Below are 24402 nucleotides of genomic sequence, written 5' to 3' on the forward strand. Positions count from 1 at the left end.
GGTCGGTTCCGGCCCCTTCTGATTCACCCGCGATCAGGTGGGTCCTCCGAGGAGGTGTCTCGTGGGATTCGTGGCGGAATCCCACAGGTTGATCACAGAGCGCGAGCGAGGGCGAGACGGGCCTGCTGCGCTGCGCGCTCGGCCTTGCGGCTCAAGCGCCGGGCGCGGACCACACGAGTGGCCACGCGCAGCTGCTGCGCCTCTCCCAGGCGCGTGACCATCTGCTCACGCGCCAACTGTTCGTTCATCATCTGAAACATGGTGGTACTTCCGTTCTGAGTGGTCTGTGGGTGTTGGTGGTGCGGGTGTGGACTACGCCGCGGCGTCCTTGCGGGGACGTCCCCGGGGACGCTTGCGCGGGATCACCACGCCGGCGAGGAACAACTCGCCGCCCCAGACGCCCCACGGCTCACGCCGCTCCTGGGCGCCGGACAGGCACAGCTGCTGGACAGGGCAGTCCAGGCACAGCGCCTTTGCGGACTCGACGTCCGACGGTGACTCGGCGAACCACAGCTCCGCATCGTTCAGCCGGCACGGCAGCAGCTCGTCCAGCGTCGGCTCGAGAACACTGGTCGTCATCTGCTTTCACCTCCTCTTCAATGACCTGATCGCGTTGGTCGATTTCCTTGAGGGGATCTGCGACTCCGCGTTCTCGGTCTGAGAAGCACGAAGGCCGCGGATCCCGGTCTTGTCGGGTTCCGCGGCCTGGAGGCTGCCGTTCTGATTCTCAGGTCAGATCGGTGGGTTCCAGGCTTGGAAACCGGAGACGTACACGGCATTGCCGCGGTGTCCCATGCCGGTGAGGGCGCGCTCCCGCTTGACGGCCGGGACGGCCGTGAAGTCGGTGGCCACGGCGTCAACGGCGGCGCTGAACGGAGCAAAAGCAGCGTTCGGTGCCGTCGGAGCAGAGGTGGCGCAGTCGAGAGCGGACAGCGTGAGCTGCCAGGTCGCCCTGGGGATCGGAATGATCGTGAGGTTCTTCATGATTTCGCCACCTCCTTCGGTGCCTTGAGAGCGCGAGCCGTGCCAGGGCTCTGATGCGCAACGGATGTTGTCTGACGACCGTAATGGCCGTGTATCAGGGCGCGCAAATCATTTATCGGGTTTTTTCAATGATTTTCTGAAACAACCGCGAGAACTGCCTCGCCATACCGCTCAATCTTCATCTCGCCGACCCCGCTGATGCCTGCAAGCGCCTTCAGGGTGGTCGGCTTGTGCTCGGCGATCAGCTCCAGCGTGGCGTTGGTGAACACGACGTACGCCGGCAGCGGCTTGCCGTCCTCACCGCTCTCGCGCGCAGTCTCGAGGCGCCAGGCCTTGAGCCGCTCGAAGAGCGCCTCGTCGTAGCGCATCGGGTGGTGGGAGCACCGCCCGCGCTTCTTCTCCGCGGCGCTCGCCAACGGCTGGAGACACTCGCGGCACCGCGCCACCTTGGTGGCCCGACGGTTCGCCTGCGGCCGTTGCGCCTCGGGCAGCATCGGCACGAGGAAGCGCGACGGTTGGCGCCGCGCTGCCTGGCCGGGGTTGCGGGCCGCTGCCCACGACACCATCAGCTCCTGACGCGCACGGGTCATCCCGACGTAGAGCAGACGCCGCTCCTCCTCCACCGCACCGGGCGGCGCACCCTCCTGGCTGGCGTAGACGAACGGCAGCGTGCCGTCCTGGACCCCGCAGCAGAAGACCGCGTCCCACTCCAGGCCCTTCGCGGCGTGGAAGGTCGCGAGCGTGACACCGTCGGCGGTCGGCGCGTGCTGCTCGCTCGCGCGCCGCTCGAGGTCGGCCACGAAGGTGGTCATCGACGCCTCGATGCCCTGCTCGGTCGAGAACTCCTCGGACTGGTCCACCAGCGCCTGGAACGACTCCCAGCGGTCGCGGACCTGCCCCCTGCTCGTCGGCGGCGCGGCCGTCCAGCCCATCGACGCCAGCACCGCCTTGACGATGTCGAGCCAGGGTCCGGAATCGGCTTCACCGGACCGCGCGGCTCCCCGGAGCCGGGTCACGGCCTCGCGTACCTCACGACGGTCGAAGAAGCGGGCGGCACCGCGCACGACGTAGGGGATGCCGCGGTCGGTGAGGGCGTCCTCGAACGTCTCCGACTGTGCGTTGATGCGGAACAGCACCGCCATCTCGCCGTACGACGTCCCGGCACGGTGCAGCTTCGCGATCCGGTCCGCGACGCTGGCCGCCTCGGCGACCTCGTCGGGCTCACCGACGTAGCGGATCGCGGATCCGGCGCCCTGCTGCGAGCGCAGGTCGACGCCGGCGCTGGGGGTGCCGGCGAGCAGCTTGTTGGCGACCTCGACGATCTCCGGCGTCGAGCGGTAGTTGCGGACCAGCTCGATCGAGGTGGTGCCGGCGTAGCGCTTCGGGAACTCGCGCAGGTAGGTCGCATCGGCGCCGGCGAAGGAGTAGATCGTCTGGGCCGGGTCTCCGACGACGCACAGCTCGTCGCGACCACCGAGCCACAGGTCGAGCAGGGCCGACTGGAGCGGCGAGACGTCCTGGAACTCGTCGACGACGAACCACTTGTACTGACGGCGGACCTGGGCCGCGACCCGCTCGTCACTGGCGAGCACACCGGCCGTCAGCAGCAGCACGTCCTCCATGTCCATCCGGCCCTGGTCGCGCTTGACGTCCTCGTAGGCCGCGAAGACGCGGGCGATGTCGGCAGGGGTGTGGCCGTCGATGCTGCGGCCCTTGGTCGGCGCGATCCGCGCATAGACGTCGGACCCGACGTTGCTGACCTTGGCCCACTCGATCTCCGAGGCGAGGTCGCGCAGCAGCGCCTGGTCGCCGCGGACGCCGATGTTGCGGCAGGCGCCGGCGATCATCGCGATCTTCGACTCGGTCAGGACGGGCAGCTCGGTGCCGTGGACGTGTGGCCAGAAGTACCGCAGCTGGCGCAACGCGGCGCTGTGGAACGTGCGTGCCTGGACTCCGGGGGCGCCGAGCACGCGGAGCCGCTGGCGCAGCTCGCCGGCCGCGCGCGTGGTGAAGGTGACGGCGAGCACCTCGGAGGGCGCGTAGACCCCCGCCTGGACGCCGTGGGCGATCCGGTGGGTGATCGCCCGGGTCTTGCCCGTGCCCGCGCCGGCCAGCACCCGCATCGGGCCCCGCAGCGTCTCGGCCACTTCACGCTGCTCGGGGTCGAGCGCAGAGAGGAGCTGTTCGATCGACGAGGACACCTGCGACATCCGGGGGAACATCTCCTTCGCACGCGTGGTTGGGTTGGAGATCAGACCCTAGACGCCAGCAACGACACTTCCCGACGAGGACAGCTCGATGAGTTCATTCACGATGTACAGCACGCCCTGGTGTGGATACTGCCACCGGCTCAAGGGCCAGCTCGACCGCGAGGGCATCAGCTTCGACGTCGTCGACATCGAGCAGCACCCCGAAGCAGCGGCGATCGTCGAGTCCGCCAACAACGGCAACCAGACCGTGCCCACCCTCGTGTACGCCGACGGCAGCGCGCAGACCAACCCCAGCGTCGCCCAGGTCAAGGCCAAGCTCGCCACCCTCGTCTGAGCTCCTACCAGCTCCCCGGGAGCGCACCGCCGTACCAGTCCTCGATCAGCGACCGGCTGATGGAGACGCCACCGGGCAGCACGAGCGACCCGTCCTCGGCGCAGGCGCGCATCTGGGCGCGGGTGAACCAGCGGGCTTCCTCGACGTCGTCGTCCTCGAGCCGGATCGCCTCCGAGGTCGCCCGGCCGTGGAATCCCAGCATCAGGCTCGACGGCAGCGGCCACGGCTGGTTGCCGAAGTAGGTCACCTCGCCGACCTCGACACCGGTCTCCTCCAGCACCTCGCGTCGTACGGCGTCCTCCAGGCTCTCCCCGGGCTCACAGAACCCGGCGAGCGTGGAGAACCGGCCCTCCGGCCACGCCGCGCCCCGGCCCAGCAGGCACCGCTCGTCGTCGCTGCCCGGCTCGCCCGCCGCGACCAGCATGATCACGGCCGGGTCCGACCGCGGGAACTGCGGCTTTCCGCAGTCGTCGCACATCAGCTCGTGCCCGGCGGACCGCGGCGAGAGGGTGCCACCACAGCGGGGGCAGAACCGGTGCGCCCAGTGCCACTCGGCCAGGCCGAGTGCGTGGAACACCAGGGGTGCCTGCCGGATGGCGTCCCCGGACAGGAACGGCAGCAGCCCACGCAGCGGCAGCCACGTCTCGCCCTCCGCACGGGCCAGGTCGCCCGAGGCGATCACCGCCCACCAGGTCGCCCCGTCGCGCTCCCCCAGCAACACACGTACGCCGTCCGGCGCGTCAGCGGCGGAAACCCACTCCAGTCCGTCCGGCCCCGGACGGACCCGGGTGCCGGCGACCACCAGGACACGGCTGTCGGGATCAGCCCACCTGTCGGCCAGCCAGGCCTCGTCGTTGCGGTGCAGGCCGTGGCGTTCGTGAGCGTCGGCGGCGAGCGCCAGATGCGGAAAAGTCACACCTGCAGACTAGTGAGCGCTTCCGCGCGATCATCAAGCCATGGATGCTGCAGCGCTGCGGGCCGCGCAGGCCCCGCTCAAGGAGACGTACCGGTCCGACTCCGCCACCGCACGGATTCCCACGGCGGCCCGTGGTGACTACCGCGACCCGGACGTTTCGGCCACGATCGACGGCTTCGCCGGTCCGGTCCGGGCCGGACTCCACCGCGCGACCGGCGGCGACGGCACCGATGCCTGCTCGGCCGACCTGCTGCTCGAGGCCGTCCTGGCCTGCGCCGCGGTGACGCTGCGCGCCGTCGCGACGTCGATGGGGGTCGAGATCCGCAGCGCCCATCTCGCGGCCGACGGCTGGTGGGACGCCCGCGGCACCCTCGGCGTCGATCGACAGGCTCCGGTCGGCGTACGCGACATCGTCGTGACCCTCACCCTCGACACCGACGCGGACGATGCCACGCTCGGCAAGCTGGCCGTCGCGACCGAGCGGTACTGCGTGGTCGGTCAGACCCTGGCCGAGCCACCCACGATCCGCGTCGAGCGCGCCTGATCGTTCAGCCGAGCAACTTCTCGATCTCGTCCCGGTCCGCGAGGTCGTCGTGGACGACCAGGTCGCCGCTGCGCACGTAGTAGAACGCCGCGCGAACCTGCTCGAGCGGCAAGTCGTGGAGCTCGGCCCAGGCGAGCCGGTAGAGCGCCAGCTGGAGCGGGTCGGCGTCCTGTCGGGCGTTGGTCTTCCAGTCCACGACGAGGTACGACGGCCCGCCCGCCCCTGCACGATCGCCACCATCGGGCTCGACGTAGACGGCGTCGATGCGCCCCCGCACGAGCTGCTGGGCGCCGCCCTGGGTGCCGAGCACGAGGGCGAAGGGCGCCTCGATGGCATGCGGCACCCGCGAACCGAACGGCCCGGCCTCGAAGGTCGCGATCAGCTCCTGGAGGTCGGCCTCGTCGTCGATTCCCGCATCGGCGCGACCCGCGAGCTCGTCGGGATCGAAGAGTCCCTGCTGGCCGAACCGGGCCTCGACCCAGGCGTGGAAGCGAGTGCCGAAGCGCGCGGCGGGCGCCGGCGGACGCGGCATCGGCCGCGCGAGATCGCGGGCCAGGCCCTCGGGGTCGTCACGGAGCCGTCCCATGGCGGTCGCCGACAGTGATGCCGGGAGGGTGACCACGACCTCGGTTCCGGCCCCACCGGCCGCCTGGACGCGGGCTTCGGCGAGCAGCTGGTCGATCTCGGCGTCCCACTCGGCGACGCGCGCGCTGGCCACGAGGTCCAGGTCGGTGTCCTCGGCCTCGGGATCTGCGGCGCGGACCACTTCCGCGGCGGCGATCCGCAGCCGGGCCTCCTCACCGAAGCCGTCGGCCGGCCAGGGCCGGGAGGGATCCTCGGCGTCGTAGGGGTTCGGCGAGCCCTTCTCCGGCCGGGTCAGCCACGGGTCGGGTGCCAGGCCCCACTCGCCCAGGAGCTCGCGCACCGTCTCCTGGTAGGACGACGGGCCGTAGGGCGTCTTGCGCGGCCCCCACTGGTACGAGGTGACCGACAGGTGGTGCGCGGCGCGGGTGAAGGCGACATAGCCCAACCGCAGCTCCTCGTCGGCCTCGTGTGCCTTGGCCCGCTGCCGATAGTCCTCGAGCGCGGCCTTGTCGAAGCCCGCCAGCTGCGGCAGGTCGGCGGCATCGCCGCGCAGTGGGGCAGGGAGCACCGACGGCGAGGAGACCCACAGCGTGCGGCCCTGGCTCGACGGGAAGCGCGACTCCCCCACGCCCACGCAGTAGACGGTGTCCCACTCCAGGCCCTTCGACCGGTGCACGGTGAGCAGCTTGACCGAGTCGGCCTCGGTGGGCGTCGCGACGTCGAGACCGTTGCCCTGGTCGTCCTCGGCCGTGAGGTACGCGAGCAGCGCGGGCAGCGTCACGTCTCCGTCGACCGCCTGGAAGTCGGCGACCGCCTTCACGAACAGGTCGAGGTTGTCGCGTCGGGCTGCAGCCGCCGGGCTGGTCGCGGATGCGAGCTCGACGTCGACACCGGTGACGTCGATGATCCGGCGGACCAGGTCGAGCAGTGGCTCCCCCACGGCCGAGCGCAGCAGCCGCAGCTCGTCGCGGAGCAGGCCGAAGCGAGCCAGGGCCTCCTGGGAGTATTCGGCGTCACCGGGATCGGCGAGGGCATCGTCGAGGCAAGGGATCTCGGCCGGGTCGATGCCGTCGGCGATGGCGACCAGCTGCGCGGAGACCGACACCGCATCAGACGAACGCCCTCGTCGGCCCGCGTGCTCGGCTGCCCGACGACCGAGCAGCCGCAGGTCGCGCGGCCCGATCGCCCAGCGCGGTCCGGCGAGCAGGGTGAGCAACGCGGCGTTGTCGGTGACGTCGTGCAGCAGCCGCAGGGTCGCGACGATCTCGGCGATCTCGGGCAGCCTGAGCAGGCCGGACAGACCGACGATCTCGACCGGGATGTTGGCGGACGTCAGCGCGTCGAAGACCAGCTCCGCGTGCGCATTGTCGCGGGTCAGGACACCGACCCTCGCCCAGTCGCCCGGCTCCCCGCCCCAACCAGCACGGATCGATGCGGCCAGCCACGCCAGCTCGTCGCGCTGTGTCTCGAACACCTCGGCCGTCACGAGTCCGTCGGCAGCGTTCTCGGGTGCCCTCAATCGCGCCACCCCTGCGCCGCGGGCCTCGAGGGCGTCGTACAACGGAGCGGCGAGACGACTCGCGACGTCGAGGATCCGCCGGTCGGAGCGGCGGTTGATGGTGAGCGGGTGGGTGCGGGAGTCACCGTCGGCGGCCGGGAAGGTCTCGGCGAAGTTGAGGATGTTGGCGACCGAGGCTCCACGCCAGCCGTAGATCGCCTGGTTCGGGTCACCGACGGCCGTGACGGCGTGTCCGCGACCGTCGACCTCGCCGGAGAACAGCCGCGACAGCATGATCGCCTGCGCGACCGACGTGTCCTGGTACTCGTCGAGCAGCACCACCTTGAAGCGCCCGCGCTCCACGGCGCCGACCTCGGGCCGCTCGGCCGCCAGCCGGGCACCGAGCTCGATCTGGTCGGAGAAGTCCATCAGGCCCAGGTCCCGCTTGAGCCCGCGGTACGACGCCACCAGCTTGAGCAGGTCAGCCCGCCGGTCGATCGCGGACATGGCCTTCTCGATCACCTCGACGTACGTCTTGCGGGCCTTGCCCGCCAGCTCCTCGGCGCGGGCCCGCTCGAACCCGCGGCGCGCCTCCTCGTCGTGCGCGAGCACCTGGGCCGGCGCCACGAGGTGTTCGCTCATCGCCGAGTCGAGCGCGAGCAGGTTCTGGATCGCCGTCTCGGGGTGGTCGGTCAGGTGCTCGATGTCGCCGGTGAACCGGTCGATGGCGCGCGCCCCCAGCTGGTAGCGCGCCGCGTCCGTGATGACGCGGGTGTCGGGCTCGTGCCCGATCCGCAGGCCGTGGTCGGTGAGCAACGTCGCGGCATAGGCGTTGTACGTCGCCACGGTCGGCTCGAGCACCTCGTCGGCCTCGTCGCCGCCGGTGGCCCCCAGGTCCAGCGCGCCCGCATCACGCAACGCACCGCGGATGCGCTGGCGCAGCTCGGCGGCGGCCTTGGTGGTGAAGGTCAGGCCGAGCACCTCCTCGGGCCGCACCTGCCCGGTGAGCACGAGGTAGACGACCCTGGCCGCCATCAGCGTGGTCTTGCCCGAACCGGCGCCGGCGATGACGACCGCCGGGCGCAACGGCGCGCTGATCGCCGCCCACTGCTCCTCGCTCGGCGGGAACTTCGCCTGCATCGCTCGCTGCAGGTCGGCCGGCGTCTCCAGTCGGATCGGGGTCACTGCGCCACCACCGCCCCCGCGCTCTTCGCCGGACACAGCGGCACGAACGTGCAGGTACGGCAGTGCTGGCCGGCCACCGCCGGGAAGTGCTCCTCACGGATCAGCGTCGCCGCGTTCGCGAGCCGTCCGCGCAGGTCCTCGCGCTCCGGACCCTCCTCGGCGTGGACCGGCTGCTGCTGCACCGTGGCCGCGGGGCCGCCGTCCAGCAGACCGAGCTGCACGAGCTCGGCGCCGCCGGCTCTGTGCGGCGGCCGGTCCGGGTCGGTGTCGAGCGCGCCGTGGTCGACGGCGTACTGGTAGAGCGCGAGCTGGACGTGCCCCTTGACCGAGGTGTCCGACGGCTTGTTGCGGCCGGTCTTGAGGTCCACCACCACGACGTGTCCGTCGGCGTCGAGCTCGACCCGGTCGGCGTACCCGGTCAGCTGCACGCGCTCGCCGTCGCTCAGGTCGATCACCGTGGAGAACTTCGCCTCGCGGTCGACCAGCTCGCGCGGGTTGGACTCGTGCCACTCCACGAAGCGCTCCAGCGCAGCGCGCACCCGTTCGTGCTCGCGCGCCTTCGACCAGGGTGTGCGGAAGTCGAGCCGGTCCCAGACCTCGTCGACGTGGGCCATCAGCGCCGCGGGGTCGGGGGGAGCGTCACCTGCCGCCACCCGTTCGGCAAGGGCGTGCACCATCTCACCCAGGTTGGCCGACTGGTGAGCGCGACCGACGCCACCGGCCTCGCGGGTCAGGAACCACTGCGTCGGGCACACGGCCAGGGCCTCGAGCATGCTGGCCGACACCGGCACCGGCTGGTCCTCGGCGCGGATCGGCGTCGTCGACAGGGTCACCGCACGCGTGCCCCACCACGTCGCCGGATCGGCGGCAGGAGCCAGCGCACGGCGTCCCACCCGCTCCTGCGCGAGCCGGGCGAGTCGGCGAGCGGCGGCAGCACGCAGCGGCGCCTCGGTCTCCGGGTCGGCAACGGTACGACGCAGCTCGGCCACCAGGCCGTCGAGTGACAAGGGCCGGGGCGGGCGGCCCACGACGTGCTCTATCGAGCTGCCGAGCTCCTCGATGAACCGGGACGGCTGCTCCCCCTCGTCCTCGCTCGACTTCACGGCCGTGACGACGAGGCGCTCGCGCGCCCGGGTGCAGGCGACGTAGAACAGTCGTCGCTCCTCCATGAGCAGCTCCCGGGTCGAGACCTGCGGCACCACCCCATGGGTCCCGATCCGGTCGGCCTGCAGCAGCGTCGAGCGCCGCCGCAGGTCCGGCCAGCCCTCCGCCTGCACGTGGGCGGCCACGACCAGGCGCCACTCCAGGCCCTTGCTCCGGTGCGCCGTGAGCAGTCGTACGGCGGCGCCGCGTGCGCCACGGTCGGCCAGCGTGTCGGCGGGGATCTCCTGCTGGACCAGGCCTTCGAGGAAGGGAGCGACGCCCTGGTGCTCACGGCGTTCGCCGGCGCGGACGGACACGTCGAACAGGGCACAGATGGAGTCGAGGTCGCGGTGCGCACGGCGAGCCGAGCCACCACCGGCCTCCACGTACCGGCGCAGGCGCTGCGGCCAGGCGGTGCCCGACCACACGGTCCAGAGCAGGTCCTCGGCACTGGCACCCGCGTCGAGGTCGGCGCGCGCCCGAGCCAGGAGCGTCGACAGCGCGCGCGCCTGCGCGGCCTCGGGCGCGTCGATCCCGTCGAGGAACGTCGCGTCGACGAGCGCCAGGCGCACCAGCTCACGCGATCCGCGCGGCGTCCCTCCGGACACCTGGCTGGTGTCCTTCTCCCGCTGACGCAGCACCCGCGCAAGGCGTCGTACGTCGCCGGCGTCGAGACCGCCGAGCGGTCCGGTCAGCAGCGCCTCGGCGCGACCCACGTCGACGTACTCGACGTGCGACGGATCGGTGTTGTCGAGGTTCACCACCGCCCGCAGGGCGTCCAGCAGCGGCAGCACGGCCGGGTCACGGACCAGCGGCACCTCGTCGCGCGCCACCTCGACCGGTACGCCCGCCGCGCCGAGCGCCCGACGCAGCGGACCGATGCTGGCGCGCCCCGAGCGCACCAGGACGGCCATGTCGTCCCAGGCGATGCCGTCCTCGAGATGGGCGCGTCGGAGCAGGTCGGCGAGGTGCTCGGCCTCGGCCCGCTCGGTGTCGAAGGTGCGGACCTGGACCTGCCCACGCCCCTGCGATCCGACCTCGGCCACCGGGGACAGGAAGAGCTTGCGGGCGTCCTCGGTGATCGTGCCCGGCAGGCCGATCCGTCCAGCCACGCGCTGCGCGGGCGCCATGATGCCCGGCCCGAAGCGGCGAATCGTACGCAGCGCAACCACGTCGGCCGGTGCGCCGTCGCTGCGCGGGAAAGATGTCGGGAACTCGAGGATCCCGCGCACCTCCGCGCCGCGGAAGCCGTAGATCGACTGGTGCGGGTCACCGACGGCGACCAGGTCGCGCCCGTCGCCCGCGATGGCGCGGAGCAGGGCCACCTGGCCCGGATCGGTGTCCTGGTACTCGTCGACGAACACGTGCCGGAACTGGGCACGCAGCTCGTCGCGGTGCACCTCGGCCTCGATCACCGCACGACGGATCAGGTCGGCGTAGTCGGTGGCGCCGAGGCTGTCGAGCGAGTCGAGGTACTGCTCGAGGAACAAGCCGGCGGCGACGTACTCGTCGATGCCCTCGGCGACACCGAGCGCCCGCAGGTCCTCCCCGTCCAGCCCCTTCTCGCGAGCCCGAGCGAGCACCGCGTGCACCTCGCGGGCGAACCCCCGCGTGGTCATGGCCTGCCGGAACCGGTCAGGCCACTGGACCGACTCGGGGTGGTCGGCCAGCAGCTCCCGGAGCACGACGTCCTGCTCCGGCGCCGACAGCAGCCGCAGGGGCGCTTCGTACAGCTCGGCCGGTGCGTAGCGCCGGACCAGCGCGTACGCGAAGGAGTGGAACGTCGAGCTCAGCTGGGGACCGGTGGTGCGGCCGAGCCGGGCGCTGACCCGGTCCCGCAGCTGGTCGGCGGCCTTGCGGGAGAACGTCAGCGCCAGCACTTGGTCGGGGCGCGCACCGCGGCCCTCGATCCGGTCGACGATGGCCTCGACCAGCGTGGTGGTCTTGCCCGTGCCCGGTCCGGCAAGGACCAGCAGCGGGCCTCCGGCGTGGTCCACGACCTGGCGCTGGTGCTCGTCGAGCTCCGCTGGTGGTCCGGGAGGCGAAGGCGTGGCAAGGCGGTACCTGGCCTGTCCGTTCCCGTGCTCCACGAGCGTCACTCAACCATCCCGGCCCGACACATCCCCGAGCGGCATCAGGCCAGTTCGAAGTCTGCGAAGTCGAAGCCGGGTGAGACCAGGCAGCTCACCAGCGCATCGGCGTCCGAGGGCAGCGTCCGCTGCCACACCCCCGCCGGCACCAGCCCCTGCGGTACGTCGACACCGACCACCAGTCGTGACCCGGCCGCCGCGTCCGGCGTCTCCCCGTCCCCACCCAGCTCGACCACGACCTCGCCGGTGTGCGCGAGCCAGATCTCGTCGGACCGCACACGGTGCCACGCCGAGGACTCCCCCGCCGGCAACAGGAAGTAGATCAACGTCGCAGTCGGCCGCACGCGCCCGTCGGCCAACGTCACGTCCTGCGGCGACACCCACGTCTGCAGGTACCAACCACCCTCCGGGTGGGGCGCCAGGTCGTGCTGAACAGCGAGCGCGGGGCGATTCATGCAGGCAGTCTGCCCGAGCAGCCCGGGCGATGAGCTGGACGGAACGGTCTTGCCGCCAGACCAACCCGGCCACGTTGCCAAGACAACCGCGCGGTCGGCAGCGTGGCGAGAGGCGCCGTGGCTGCGAGCTTGCTCGCCGCTGTGCGCCGAAGACGCGCTCGACCAAAAGGTGAAGGGCCCTCGTGAGTATGAGTCACAAGGGCCCTTCGGTTGATCGGTACTGGTGACGCTCCCGATCGATCTCCGACTGCGTCTGATCCCACTCGCCTCGTCACCCGGCTCGTGCGGCCGGCGTCCCCGTGAGGGGCCGCCTCACCGTCGCCCCGGAGGGTTTCGGCATGGCCGGTTGGATCGTTGCCTTTCGGTGATCCCGCTCTCCCGGAGGAGTGCGTGGGAGAAGTTCTACGCCGGTCCATCCGGTGTTGGCAAGAGGTTTCCGTGCGGTTTCTCCATCGTTTTTGCTCCTCCACCGGTTGTCGGCGTGTCGTCCACAGACACGCCCGGCGCCCTCCACAGTTTCGCGTCGTTCGTCCCCAGAAAGGGGACCTGCCTGTGGACAGGGTGAGTACAAGGACTCAGCACGCGTGAGTCCTTGTGGCGTGCCCGATCCGGCGACCTTCTGGCTGAATGGACTCATGCGCTACGCCGATCCCGCCCTGTGCCCCGACTGCCGGTCACCGCTGCCCGCAGGCGTTCCGGTCTGCCCGACCTGCCAGCTGCTCGTCCGCCATCCCCTCGCGGTCGACCTGTTCCGCACGCTGCGTCGCGCGGACGACCTGGTGGTCGAGCTCCGCACGGCCAGCACCGAGTTCCACGGCCAGCCGGCCGCCCCGGCACCGGCGGCTGCGTCGGTCCCCGCACACACCACGGCACCGGCGGCCGGCCAGCCGCTCGGAGGCCCGCTCGTTCCTCCGGGCGGCGTGCCCGCCACGAAGCGCGCCGTACCGCCCCCGCCCGGACCGCCCGCACCCCCGGCCCCGCCGCTGCCGTCCTACCCGGCGGCTCCGGTACCTCCCGCACCCGAGCGGCGCGGCGTCGCATCCGCGTCGGTCCCGAAGATCCTGCTCGGCCTCGGCGCGTTCTGCCTCCTGGTCGCTGCCGTCATCTTCCTGGCCGTCTCCTGGTCAGCCCTCGGCGTCGGTGGCCGCACTGCAGTTCTCGCCGGCCTCACCCTGACCGCAGGCGCGTCCGCGCTGCTCCTGCACCGCGCCGGGCTCCGCATCGCCGGCGAGTCACTGATCGTCGTCGCGCTGGGCCTGCTGGCTCTCGACGTGTTCGGAGCGGGTGCTTCCGGTTGGCTCGGCGACGGCGGTGACGGGGTCACCGCCTGCGTGGCCGGGCTCGTCGTCGCCGCAGCCGGCATCGTGATCGGGCTGCTCCGCATCGGCGGCGAGCCGCGGCTCGTCGCGCCCCAGGTGATCGCCGGCATCGGCACGCTCGTCGGTTACTTCGGCGCCGCCAATGCCACTGAGCACCTGCTCGTCGCCGGCCACGTGTTCACCGCGCTCGCTCTCGGCATCGTCCTGCTCGCTCGGTCCCAGGACCTGCCCGTCCTCGCCTGGAGCCAGGCCTTCGCCGGGGCGTTCGCCTGGCTCGGTGCCAGCGGCGTCGCGCTGGCCGACGCGCTGAGCAACCCCGACCTCCACCAGCTCTGGATCGACGGCTCCGGCTGGTCGCTGCTCGTCTCCGCCGCGGTCCTGCTCGCCCCCGGCGTCATCCTCCACCAGCGCGGACTCCTCCTCGCCGGCGCCAGCTGCGCCGCCATGGTCATGACGGTCGTCGTCACCCTTCCGTGCGTCGACACCGACACCACGACCGTCGGGCTCGTCGCGGTGGCCGTCACCGCCGCCTGGGTGCTCGGCCTGGCGCTGCTTCCTCGTTCCTTCCGCACCATCGCCATCGCGCCGTCGGCAGTCGGCAGCGTGATCCTCGTCGGCTTCTCCGTGACGACCGCAGCCGTCGCGTTCGCCCGGTGGGCCGATCTCTCCACCGGCTTCGAACGGCGCCTCGACCTCACGATCGGCGGCACCGACCCGGTCACCGAGCCGCTGCTCCTGGTGCCGTCGCTGGTCGTTCCGATCGCCTTCCTCGCGCTGCTCGCCTCCGCTCGCCGCCGCGACCACCTCGTCGTGTGGGCCCAGGTCGCCGCCATCACGGCCGGCATCGGCACCGCGGCCACGCTCGCGTCGTACGACGTCACCCTGGCCCTTCCCGTCTCGGCACTCGTGGTCGTGGCACTCGGCGCCATGGTTGCCGCACTGACGTCATCCGGTGGCCGGGCAGCGGGCCTCAGCGTCAGCGGCACGCTCACGGCGACCGCAGCGTCGATCGCGGCCGTCCCCAGCGCTCCGATGACGGCGATCGTCGCCGGCCTCGCCACGGCCTCGGCGATCGTCCTTGCCCTGCGCGGCACCCAGGCAGTTCGACTCGTCGGTGCCCTCTCGGCCGCACCGTTCTTCGCGCTCGCGACCAGCGCGACCGTGTACGCCGCCAGTGGGGACGCCGCCTGGATCGCGATCCCGGTGCTCCTCGCGGTCGGGGTCCTCGCCCTCGCCCTGCCGCGTCCCGAGATCGAGTTGCCGGCTGTCATGGCTGCTGTGGTCACGTTCCCGGTCTCGCTGGCCGAGACCACCGACGCGGGCGGCTACACCGCATTGTGGCTGACTGTCGCCGGCTTCCTCTTCTGCGCCACAGCCCTCATCCACGAGTCGCGCCGCTTCGGAGCATGGATCGGCGCAGCACTCCTGCTGCTCGCCACCTGGGTCCGTCTGGCCGACCTCGACGTGGAGGCACCCGAGGCCTACACCCTCCCGCTGGCACTGGCCCTGATCGGCTTCGGTCTCTGGCGGATGCAGAAGGCGGCGACCGTCGGGACCGCGGAAGCGCTCCTGCCCGGCCTGCTTCTCGGCACCGTGCCGTCGCTGCTGTGGGTGCTCAACGACCCGGTCTCGATCCGGGCCCTCCTCCTCGGCGGCGCCTGCCTCGCGCTAACCCTTGCCGGTGCGGCCCTGCGCTGGAGCGCCCCGCTCATGGTGGGCGCCACCGTCGGAGCGATCGTGGTGTTCCGCGAGATCGGGCCCTACGCGGGCGACTTCCCGAAGTGGGTCTGGATCGGCCTCGCCGGTGCACTCCTCACCATCGTCGGCATCACCTGGGAGCGCCAGCTGCTCGAGGTGCGCAAGGCGGTCGGCTACCTGGGTCGCCTCCGGTGACCCTCGCCGGTCGCGGTCACTACTGACCTGCTAGACAAAGGGCATGGCTACCACTGCACTCGGCGGCAACCCCGTCACCACCGTCGGCGACCTTCCTGCCGTCGGCGCCCCCGCCCCGTCCTTCTCCCTCGTCGGTTCCGACTTCAGCACGATCACCCTCCCCGAGGGTTCGCGCGCGGTGCTCAACATCTTCCCGAGCATCGACACCGGCATCTGTGCCGCGAGCGTGCGCAAGTTCAACGAGCTCGCCTCGGGCCTCGAGAACACCACGGTCATCAACGTGTCGCAGGACCTCCCGTTCGCCCAGGCGCGCTTCTGCGGCGCCGAAGGCATCGAGAACGTCCAGGTCGGCTCGGGCTTCCGCACCTCGTTCGGCGAGGACTACGGCGTCAAGCTGGTCGACGGCAAGTTCGAGGGCCTGCTGGCCCGCTCGGTCGTGGTCGTCGACGCCGACGGCTCGGTCCTCCACACCGAGCTGGTCCCCGAGATCGCCACGGAGCCCAACTACGACGCCGCCATCGCGGCACTCGCCTGACCGAACCACCTGACCGAGGTCAGTCCCCCGTCGCGGGATCCCAGAACGCCCGCGGCATGTCGAGGCCGCCGCTGACCTTCAGCGGCGTGTCCTCGTCGAGATAGTGCGCACGGGCCCGGTCGTCGTGGCTCGGCGGGAGGGTGCCATCGGCACGGACCACCCGCCACCACGGCACCGGGCCGCCGTACCTCGCCATCGCCGAGCCGACCTGGCGCGGGCCTCCCCCGGCGACCGCCGCGAGGGCGCCGTACGTCGTCACCCGACCGGGCGGGATCCGCTCGACCAGGTCGAGCAATGTCTCGACGTACCCCTCGTCCACGAGGTCATTCAACCCGACAGACGCCGAGAGCCCCATCCGTGAGGACGGGGCTCTCAGTTGCTCCCTCGGTGCGGTGAACGCTCTGACCGATCGGCGGTGGTCCGCAACAGCCAGACCACGATGTCTAGTCCAACGAGGTCCCCGCGTCCCGGTTACGGGCGGGACATGTGGGGTTGTCGGGTTGCAGCATGCCTTGCAACACCTTGTGCAAGTTTTCGCGCAACCCTTGCGTTCAGCGGTGATTTTCGTGTGAGGTACGGACCGGGCGCCGAAATTTTGCAGTCTCGGGCGACGTTCCCGTCCTCCCTGACTTTTCGGTGCCCTCTCACCATTATTTCTCGGAGGCATCTGTGAAGAAACTGGCATCCGGCTTGATCGCCGGCGCCGCGACCATCGCCCTCGGTGGCGTGATGTTGCAACCGGCCCAGGCCGACACGCCTGTCGACGGCCCTGCGAAGCAGCGCCCGGCGCACGCGAAGAAGCACGACCGCCCCGGTCCCAAGACGCTGGAGCAGCGTCGCGAGATGCGCAAGGCGATCGAGCTGGTGGAGAACGGCAGTGCCCGTCTCCAGAAGCGCGCCGACGGCGGCGCGACCGTCAAGCTCGCCACCGGTGAGTACGTCGAGTTCCCGGTCGAGAAGAGCGACAAGATCCTCACCCTGCTCGGCCAGTTCGGCACGGCCAGCGTGCCCGCGCAGGGAACCGACCCGGGCCCGCTGCACAACGAGATCCCCGAGCCCGACCGCGAGGTCGACAACTCCACGGAATGGGCGCCGGACTTCAACAAGGCGCACTACGACGAGATGTTCAACGGCGACGGCGAGTCGTTCAAGAACTTCTACAAGGAGGTCTCGAGCGGTCGCTACGACGTCACCGTCACGACCGAGGACTGGGTGACGGTCCCGGGCAACGCCTCGACCTACGGCGACAACGCGGTTGAGGACGACGGCGGCTCGTGGGCGTTCATCGCCGACACCGCTGACGCCTGGTACGCCGCGCAGGTCGACGCGGGCAAGACGCCTGCCGAGATCGACGCCTACCTCGCGCAGTACGACGAGTGGGACCGCTACGACTTCGACGGCGACGGTGACTTCAACGAGGCCGACGGCTACATCGACCACTTCCAGGCGGTTCACGCCGGAGGCGGCGAGGAGGCCGGATCGGGCGAGGACGCCATCTGGTCGCACCGTTGGTACGTCAACGGCAACCTCTACGGCCAGACCGGACCGACGGTCGGCAGCAGCCAGAACCTGTACGGCGGCACGCAGGTCGGTGACTCGAAGTACTTCATCGGCGACTACACCGTCGAGCCGGAGAACGGCGGACTCGGCGTCTTCGCGCACGAGTACGGCCACGACCTGGAGCTCCCGGACTTCTACGACACCGCGGGCGGCGAGAACGGCACCGGTTTCTGGACGCTGATGTCCTCCGGCTCATGGCTGAACCACGGCCAGGAGTCGATCGGCACCACGCCCGGCCTGATGGGTCCGGAGGAGAAGTACTTCCTCGGCTGGCTCGACTACACCGAGGTGAGCTCCGGCCAGAGCGGCAGCTACGTGCTGAGCCCGTCCCAGGAGACCGCGGTCGGACAGGACCAGGCGATCAAGGTCAACCTGCCGGACAAGACCACCACGAACGTCTACACGACCGCCCGCAAGGGCAAGTACTCCTGGTACTCCGGACGTGGAGACAACCTCGTCTCCACGCTGACACGTGCCGTCGCCCCCTCGAAGTCTGTCCAGATCAGCGCCGACATCTGGAACCGGATCGAGCCCGACTACGACTTCCTCTACGCGGAGTACTCCGTCGACGGCGGCACCACCTGGACACAGCTCGAGGCGATCGACGGCAACGCCGACTGGACCAAGCACCAGTGGAGCTACAGCCTCAGCAAGAAGAAGGGTTCGCTGTTCCGGCTGCGCTATGCCACCGACGGCGGATTCAACGAGGCCGGCGCGTTCATCGACAACATCGTGATCAAGGGCCAGGGCAAGGCGTTCACCGACGGCGCCGAGAACGGTGCGAACGGCTGGACGGTCAAGGGCTTCACTGCCTCGACGGGCACGGAGACCAAGACGACCGCGCGCTACTACCTCATCGAGAACCGTCAATACGTCGGGTACGACAGCACCCTCCAGGTGGGCCCGTACAACTTCTCCGAGGGCGTCACGCGACCCGACTGGGTGGAGCACTTCGCCTACCAGAACGGCATGCTCGTCTGGCTGGTCGACCTGGCTTACGCCGACAACAACACGAGCGCCCACCCGGGCGGCGGCTACGCCTTGCCGGTCGACGTACGACCGGACTCGCTGACCTACCCGGACGGGTCCAGCCCCACCAACCGTCGCGAACCGTTCGACGCCACGTTCGGCATCTCGGCAACTGACGATGTCTGCCTGCACAAGCAGGTCGCGACAACCGGCGGACACGACACGCTCGCCGCGTGCGCACCGTCCGTCGCTGGGGTCGCGACGTTCAACGACACCAACCCCGAGGCCTACTGGAACGCTGCCAACGAGCAGAACTCCGTGAAGGTCGCCGGAGTCGGGGTCACCGCCACCGTCACCGCCGAGAACGCTGACGGCACCATCCAGGTCCAGGTCACGAACCCGTGACCTGACGCCGGGGACGCAGCAGGCCCCGCGATCCTCACGGATCGCGGGGCCTGTTTGCGTCTGTCGTCAGTACGAGGGCTGGCTCGGGTCGATCTGGTTGACCCAGGCCACCACGCCGCCGCCGACGTGGACGGCGTCGTCGTACCCGGCGCCCTTGACGATGGCGAGGGTCTCGGCCGACCGCACACCCGTCTTGCAGTGCATGACGATCTGCTTGCCCGAGTCGACGCCCGGCAGCTGCGCGAGCGCGTTGCCGTTGAGGAACTCGCCCTTGGGCAGCAGCACCGCACCGGGGATGTGGTTGATCTCTGCCTCGGCGGCCTCACGGACGTCGATCAGGACGAAGTCGCGCGACCCCTCCTCGCGCTCCTTGAGCATCGCGGCGAGCTGCGTGACGCTGATCGTCGCGTCGACGGCAGCATCGGCCGCCTCCTCGGAGATCGCGCCGCAGAATGCGTCGTAGTCGATCAGGCCGGTGACGGTGGGGTTCTCGCCGCACAGCGCGCAGTTGGGGTCCTTGCGGACCTTCAGCTTGCGCCACTCGAGCTCGAGGGCGTCGTAGATGACCAGCTTGCCGATGGCGGGGTCGCCGGCGCCGATGAGCAGCTTGATCGCCTCGTTGACCTGGATCGAGCCGATCGAGGCGCACAGGACACCGAGGACGCCGCCCTCGGCGCACGAGGGGACCATGCCCGGCGGCGGGGGCTCGGGGTACAGGCAGCGGTAGCAGGGGGCGTCGTCGGCCATCGTGGGCGCGAAGACCGATGCCTGGCCGTCGAAGCGGTAGATCGAGCCCCAGACGTACGGGATCCCGAGGAAGTACGCCGCGTCGTTGACCATGTAACGGGTCGCGAAGTTGTCCGTGCCGTCGACGATGAGGTCGTAGCCCTGGAACACCTCCATGACGTTGTCGTTGTCGAGGCGCTCCTCGTGCAGGATCACGTTGACGAGCGGGTTGATCTCGAGGATCGACTCCTTGGCCGAGAGCCCCTTGGCCTTGCCGAGGTCCGACATGCCGTGGATGACCTGGCGCTGCAGGTTGGACTCGTCGACCTCGTCGAACTCGGCGATGCCGAGCGTGCCGACACCGGCCGCAGCGAGGTACAGCAACGCAGGGCTGCCGAGGCCGCCCGCGCCGATCACGAGGACCTTCGCGTTCTTGAGGCGCTTCTGTCCGTCCATCGCCACGTCGGGGATGATCAGGTGACGGCTGTAGCGGCGGACCTCGTCGATGGTCAGCTCGGCAGCCGGCTCCACCAGCGCGGGAAAGCTCACTTCGTACTCCTCGTCGAACGATGGGGGTCAGTCCAGGCACAACACCGGGCACCCGCCCGGCTGTTCCCTCGACCCTGCCATGGTCCCCTCCCTGACCAAGGAGTGGACACCACGTCCCGTCATCCGGACCCGGCGACGAACGGCCGGGCGGCTCACCCGACCGCTCCTACCAGCGAGTAGGCTTCTGGCCGTGGTGACCGAGCAGTTCGACCTGGACGACAGGCGGCCCCGCGGCGTACGCCTTCCCCGCCGCGAACGACGCGCGCAGCTGCTGGCCGCTGCCCTCGAGGTGTTCGTCGCGCAGGGCTATCACGCCGCTGCCATGGACGACATCGCCGAACGAGCCGGCGTCTCGAAGCCGGTGCTCTACCAGCACTTCCCCGGCAAGCTCGAGCTCTACCTCGCGATCCTCGACACCGCCTGTGACGCGATCATCGCCAACTGCCGCAAGGCGCTGGAGTCCACGCACGACAACAAGCAGCGCGTGGCAGCGGCGATGGACGCGTTCTTCGTGTACGTCGGCCACGACACCGGCGCCTTCCGTCTGGTGTTCGAGTCCGACCTCACCAACGAGCCCGCGGTGCGCGACCACATCGACCGGGTCACCACCGAGTGCGCCGACCTGATCACCTCGGTGATCCAGGAGGACACCGGCCTGCCGCCGGCCGCATCCCGCCTCCTGTCCGTCTCCCTCGTGGGAATGGCTCAGGTCAGCGCACGGTTCTGGCTGACCGACACCGACGGCGGCCTGACCGGTCTGAGCCGCGACCAGGCCGTGGCGCTGGTGTCGGGCCTGGCCTGGCGCGGCATCCGCGGGTACCCGCTCACCGATGAGCACTGACCCGCTGTCGACCAGACACTGACTAGGCTGGAACGAGACGGTCGGGTTCCTCGGCCGTCCCCACGAACGAGGAGAACAACCATGACCGTCGAGGTCAAGATCGGTGTGCAGAACACCGCGCGGGAGCTCGTCATCGAGACCGACGAGACCAGCGAGGGCGTCGAGGCGCTCGTCAGCGACGCGCTGTCGTCCGAGGGTGTCCTCAAGCTGACCGACACCAAGGGCAAGGTGACCGTCGTTCCGGTCGCGAAGCTCGCGTACGTCGAGATCGGTCGCAGCGTCGCCGGACAGGTCGGCTTTCGCTCCTGAGCGAAGCCCAGGAGCGACAGGAGTCGTTGGTTGAGGTGCGACTGAGCTTGCGAAGTCGCCTCGAAACCCGGAGCTGAACGAAGCTCAGGAACTCTGGGGCCACCCACAGACGTTCCACAGGTTGACCGGGCACCATCGACACAGGGTCGATGGCGACCGGATCCCCGGGAGGTGAGTGCGATGCTCCAGTTCCGCTTCGCAGCGCACAGCGACGTCGGTCTCGTCCGCGAGAACAACGAGGACGCCGGCTTCGCCGGGCCCTACCTGCTGTGCGTCGCCGACGGTGTCGGTGGCGCAGCCGCCGGCGAGATCGCCTCCGCCACGACGTCGTACGTCGTCAGCGCGCGTGCGCTCGCACACCCGGGTGTCGACCCGGTGCGGTTGCTCACGGCAGCCACCCACGAGGCACATGACCAGCTCGTGGCCGGCGTGGCCGCCGACCCGCGACACGTCGGGATGGCCACCACCCTCACCGCCGTGCTCACCAACGGGGTGGAGACCGCGCTGGCCCAGGTGGGCGACTCCCGCGCCTACCTGTTGCGCGACGGAGCGCTGACCCAGCTCACGCACGACCAGACCATGGTCCAGGCGATGGTCGATGCCGGCCGGATCACCCTCGAGCAGGCGGCTGCGTCGCCGTACAAGCACATCGTGCTGCAGGCCGTCGACGGCGAGCACACACCCGAGCCGGACGTCATGCCCCTCGACCTGATGCCCGGCGACCGGTTGCTGCTGTGCAGCGACGGCCTGAGCGACGTCCTCTCCCCTGCCGCGATCCAGATGCTGCTGGGCCTGCAGGCGCGGAGCATGGCGGTCGAGCGACTCGTCCGCGCCGCCCTCGACAGTGGCAGCCGCGACAACGTCACGGTCGTCGTGGCGGACGTCATCGACGCCCCCGCCGTCGCGGGCAACGGCCAGGTGTTCGGCGCCGGCTTCGATCTCGCCAACGTGGTGGATCCGGTCGCCGTACGTCCGTTGCGATCTGCCTGACCGGGCACCCCTGTCGAAAGATTCCGCCGCACGGCGACGCCGAGTCCTACACTGGCAAGGTGAGTGGATCGCGGAGCTACGAGTACGCGCGCCTGTGGGTGCCGCTGTACGACGCCGCCACGCTCGCCGTGACCCGGCCGGTCTACCTGATCGAGGCCGCGGACGGCTTCGAGGGCATCGCCGCCGAGAAGAACACCACCCTGATGGGGCTGTTCAACGACCTGGGCCGCCACGGCTGGCGGATCGAGCCGACCGCCCTGCGGGTGGACCACCCGACGTCCGAGATCCAGCTGCTCATCGACGCGACGCTCGACGAGGCGGACCACGCCACCTCGCCCCACGACCTGGCCAGCGCGGTCGGGTCCGGCGGCGACCCGGCGGGCGTCGTCACCGAGTTCGACGTCTACGCCATGCGGCGCAAGGTCTGAGCCGGTCGGCAGCGTGGCGGGAGCCACCCTCCGGGCAGCTTGCTGCCCCGGCTGTGGCGGAGACGCGCTCGACCCAATTCAACAGAAGAGGTCGCCGTGCTGCTCGACGCGTTCGAGCACCTGGGTGGGCGTGAACTGCTCGAGGCCGAGCGGGTCCTCCGCGCCGGCGGCGACCTCGTCCCAGGTGATCGGCGTCGCGACCTGGGGCCGCGGGGTGCCGCGCAGCGAGTACGGCGCCACGGTGGTCTTGGAGCCGGCGTTCTGCGACCAGTCGAGGAAGACCTTTCCCCGGCGGCGGGCCTTGGTCATGGTGGCCGTGACCTGCTGCGGGTACGCCGCCTGGAGCTCCTCGGCGATCTCCTTCGCCAGCTCGCTCGTCTCGTCGGAGGGCCGCCGCTCGGGCAGTGGGGCGTAGAGATGGAGGCCCTTGCTGCCGCTGGTCACCGGGAGTGCGTCGAAGCCGCGCTCGGCAAGAGCATCCCTGGCCAGGAGGGCCACCTGGCAGCACTCGTGCAGACCGGCGCCCTCGCCCGGATCGAGGTCGATCACGACCCGGTCCGCGCCGAGCGGTTCGTCGTTCGCGTCGACCGTCCACTGGTGGACGTGGAGCTCGAGGGCCGCGAGGTTGACGGCCCACACCAGGGTCGGGAGCTCCTCGATGATGGGGAACCGGAGGGTGTCGCCGTGGCGGCTCGGGCCACGACTGCCCGTGGTCGGCACCTCGGCGGTCCGCACCCAGCTGGGCGTGCCGGCGGGCGCGTTCTTCTCGAAGAAGCTCTTGTCGGCGACGCCGTGTGGCCAGCGGATCCGGGTGACCGGGCGACCGGCCAGGTGCGGCAGGAGCACCGGCGCGATCCGTGCGTAGTAGTCGAGCACCTCGCCCTTGGTGGTGCCCGTGGCGGGATAGAGCACCTTCTCGAGGTTGGTCAGCCGCAGGGTGCGGCCCTCGACATCGACGTGCACCTCGGTCTGCGGGTGCTCGTTCTTCGGCATCAGGCGCCACCTCCGCGCGCGAGGTCGTCGGGCGTCAGGTCGGTCCGCACGCCCTGGTACGACGGCTGGCGCAGCCGTTCGTAGCCCAACCCGTGCGTGTCGACGTCGACCACCACCACGGGGTCGACCCACGTCGTTCCGGCAGCGTCCTCGCGCGGGACGTCGTCAGCGAACGGGCTGCTGGCACGGGTCAACGGGGCGAGCAGCCCGGTGAGCACCCGGGATTGCTTCGGGCCGACGCCACTGCCGACCCGGCCGCGGTAGAGCAGGCCGTCGGGAGTGACCTCGCCGACCAGGAGGGCAGCGAGGCGGTCGCTCGACCCCGTCTGCGGCCGCCAGCCCCCGACCACGAACGTTCCGCGATGGCGGTGCGCGAACTTCAACCAGTGCTGGCTGCGGGCACCGGGCCGGTAGGTGGAGTCGATCCGCTTGCTGACGATCCCCTCGAGTCCCTGCGCGCGGGTCGCGTCGAGGAGCATCGCGCCGTCGTCGTACTCCTGAGGCACCTGCCACCCGGAGGCACCGAGGTCCAGGTCGGCCAGCCGGCGACGGCGCTCCTCCAGGGGGAGCCCGCACAGGTCCTCGCCACCCAGGCGCAGCACGTCGAAGACCATGTACGTCGCCGGGATCCGCTGCGCCAGACGGGCGACGGTTGCCGTGTTGCGGACATGCATCCGCTCTGCGAGCACCCGGAAGTCGGGGATCCCGCGGTCGTTGAGCGCGATGATCTCGCCGTCCACGACGGTGTCGCGCAGTCCTACGGGTGCCGTGAGGAGCTCGGGCCACGCAGCGGTGATCCGGTTGCCGTTGCGGCTGACCAGCGTGACGTCGCCGTCGACCGTGGCCAGTGCCCGGACACCGTCCCACTTCACCTCGTGGCGCCAGTCCTCGCCCGGGGGGACGTGGGTGCCCGGCGTCGCGAGCATGGGAAGCAGCACGAG

21 protein-coding genes are annotated in these 24402 nt (G+C 70.6%); 9 read left to right on the forward strand and 12 right to left on the reverse strand.

What is annotated here, in order from left to right:
• Positions 1–92: 92 nt before the first annotated feature.
• From ASD84_RS25290 to ASD84_RS04935, 4 genes are all read right to left on the reverse strand, one after another.
• The gene (locus ASD84_RS25290; protein WP_162251469.1) at positions 93–251 is read right to left on the reverse strand and encodes a hypothetical protein; all 159 of its coding nucleotides are present in this window, start codon (positions 249–251) and stop codon (positions 93–95) included.
• Between the two features lie 61 nt (positions 252–312).
• The gene (locus tag ASD84_RS04925) at positions 313–579 is read right to left on the reverse strand and encodes a WhiB family transcriptional regulator (RefSeq protein ID WP_056707208.1); all 267 of its coding nucleotides are present in this window, start codon (positions 577–579) and stop codon (positions 313–315) included.
• 153 nt (positions 580–732) lie between these two features.
• Entirely contained in the window at positions 733–984 is a 252-nt protein-coding gene (locus tag ASD84_RS04930; RefSeq protein ID WP_056707210.1) for a hypothetical protein, read from the reverse strand.
• Between the two features lie 125 nt (positions 985–1109).
• A complete protein-coding gene (locus tag ASD84_RS04935) occupies positions 1110–3194 on the reverse strand; it encodes an ATP-dependent DNA helicase UvrD2 (protein ID WP_056707212.1) in 2085 nt (694 codons plus the stop codon).
• Positions 3195–3282: 88 nt separating this feature from the next.
• On the opposite strand from ASD84_RS04935, the gene ASD84_RS04940 reads away from it, so the two are divergent.
• Entirely contained in the window at positions 3283–3528 is a 246-nt protein-coding gene (locus ASD84_RS04940; protein WP_056707214.1) for a mycoredoxin, read from the forward strand.
• A gap of 4 nt (positions 3529–3532) precedes the next feature.
• On the opposite strand, the gene nudC is transcribed toward ASD84_RS04940, so the two are convergent.
• Positions 3533–4444 carry an NAD(+) diphosphatase gene (nudC, locus tag ASD84_RS04945; RefSeq protein WP_056707216.1) on the reverse strand — a complete coding sequence of 304 codons (912 nt, stop codon included), beginning with the start codon at positions 4442–4444 and terminating at the stop codon, positions 3533–3535.
• 40 nt (positions 4445–4484) lie between these two features.
• Here nudC and ASD84_RS04950 point away from each other — a divergent pair, with 40 nt between their 5' ends.
• Entirely contained in the window at positions 4485–4988 is a 504-nt protein-coding gene (locus tag ASD84_RS04950; protein ID WP_056707218.1) for an OsmC family protein, read from the forward strand.
• A gap of 4 nt (positions 4989–4992) precedes the next feature.
• Here the strand turns inward: ASD84_RS04950 and ASD84_RS04955 are convergent, their stop codons facing one another.
• The 3 genes from ASD84_RS04955 to ASD84_RS04965 are packed head-to-tail and all read right to left on the reverse strand — an operon-like array spanning position 4993 to position 11944.
• The gene (locus ASD84_RS04955; protein WP_235530975.1) at positions 4993–8256 is read right to left on the reverse strand and encodes an ATP-dependent DNA helicase; all 3264 of its coding nucleotides are present in this window, start codon (positions 8254–8256) and stop codon (positions 4993–4995) included.
• The gene (locus ASD84_RS04960) at positions 8253–11498 is read right to left on the reverse strand and encodes an ATP-dependent helicase (protein ID WP_235530976.1); all 3246 of its coding nucleotides are present in this window, start codon (positions 11496–11498) and stop codon (positions 8253–8255) included. The genes ASD84_RS04955 and ASD84_RS04960 overlap by 4 nt, the downstream gene beginning before the upstream one ends.
• A 35-nt stretch (positions 11499–11533) precedes the next feature.
• Complete coding sequence (locus tag ASD84_RS04965; protein WP_056707219.1) at positions 11534–11944, reverse strand: cupin domain-containing protein; 411 nt, start codon at positions 11942–11944, stop codon at positions 11534–11536.
• 635 nt (positions 11945–12579) lie between these two features.
• On the opposite strand from ASD84_RS04965, the gene ASD84_RS04970 reads away from it, so the two are divergent.
• A complete protein-coding gene (locus ASD84_RS04970) occupies positions 12580–15156 on the forward strand; it encodes an SCO7613 C-terminal domain-containing membrane protein (protein ID WP_156391586.1) in 2577 nt (858 codons plus the stop codon).
• Positions 15157–15199: 43 nt separating this feature from the next.
• Positions 15200–15691: a thiol peroxidase gene (tpx, locus tag ASD84_RS04975; RefSeq protein ID WP_056707226.1), complete on the forward strand. Its 492-nt coding sequence runs from the start codon at positions 15200–15202 to the stop codon at positions 15689–15691.
• Positions 15692–15710: 19 nt separating this feature from the next.
• On the opposite strand, the gene ASD84_RS04980 is transcribed toward tpx, so the two are convergent.
• Entirely contained in the window at positions 15711–16010 is a 300-nt protein-coding gene (locus tag ASD84_RS04980; protein ID WP_321164010.1) for an MGMT family protein, read from the reverse strand.
• 350 nt (positions 16011–16360) lie between these two features.
• Between ASD84_RS04980 and ASD84_RS04985 the strand changes: the two genes are divergently transcribed.
• Complete coding sequence (locus ASD84_RS04985; protein ID WP_056707232.1) at positions 16361–18625, forward strand: immune inhibitor A domain-containing protein; 2265 nt, start codon at positions 16361–16363, stop codon at positions 18623–18625.
• Positions 18626–18691: 66 nt separating this feature from the next.
• Here the strand turns inward: ASD84_RS04985 and moeZ are convergent, their stop codons facing one another.
• Complete coding sequence (moeZ, locus tag ASD84_RS04990; protein ID WP_056707235.1) at positions 18692–19900, reverse strand: adenylyltransferase/sulfurtransferase MoeZ; 1209 nt, start codon at positions 19898–19900, stop codon at positions 18692–18694.
• A 190-nt stretch (positions 19901–20090) separates the two neighbouring features.
• Between moeZ and ASD84_RS04995 the strand changes: the two genes are divergently transcribed.
• The 4 genes from ASD84_RS04995 (at position 20091) to ASD84_RS05010 (ending at position 22468) form a co-directional block, all read left to right on the forward strand.
• Positions 20091–20741 (forward strand): TetR/AcrR family transcriptional regulator, encoded by a 651-nt coding sequence (locus tag ASD84_RS04995; protein ID WP_235530977.1) that lies wholly within the window; start codon positions 20091–20093, stop codon positions 20739–20741.
• Between the two features lie 81 nt (positions 20742–20822).
• On the forward strand, positions 20823–21050 hold the full coding sequence (locus tag ASD84_RS05000) for a DUF3107 domain-containing protein (protein WP_056707239.1): 228 nt from the start codon (positions 20823–20825) through the stop codon (positions 21048–21050).
• Between the two features lie 180 nt (positions 21051–21230).
• The gene (locus ASD84_RS05005; RefSeq protein ID WP_056707243.1) at positions 21231–22040 is read left to right on the forward strand and encodes a PP2C family protein-serine/threonine phosphatase; all 810 of its coding nucleotides are present in this window, start codon (positions 21231–21233) and stop codon (positions 22038–22040) included.
• Between the two features lie 59 nt (positions 22041–22099).
• Positions 22100–22468 (forward strand): hypothetical protein, encoded by a 369-nt coding sequence (locus tag ASD84_RS05010; RefSeq protein WP_056707247.1) that lies wholly within the window; start codon positions 22100–22102, stop codon positions 22466–22468.
• Between the two features lie 78 nt (positions 22469–22546).
• On the opposite strand, the gene ligD (ASD84_RS05015) is transcribed toward ASD84_RS05010, so the two are convergent.
• Complete coding sequence (ligD, locus tag ASD84_RS05015) at positions 22547–23461, reverse strand: non-homologous end-joining DNA ligase (protein ID WP_056707249.1); 915 nt, start codon at positions 23459–23461, stop codon at positions 22547–22549.
• The gene (ligD, locus tag ASD84_RS05020; RefSeq protein WP_235530978.1) at positions 23461–24399 is read right to left on the reverse strand and encodes a non-homologous end-joining DNA ligase; all 939 of its coding nucleotides are present in this window, start codon (positions 24397–24399) and stop codon (positions 23461–23463) included. Before ligD (ASD84_RS05020) ends, ligD (ASD84_RS05015) begins: the two co-directional genes overlap by 1 nt.
• Between the last annotated feature and the right edge of the window lie 3 nt (positions 24400–24402).

This window comes from Nocardioides sp. Root682 (assembly GCF_001427795.1).
Taxonomy (GTDB): domain Bacteria; phylum Actinomycetota; class Actinomycetes; order Propionibacteriales; family Nocardioidaceae; genus Nocardioides.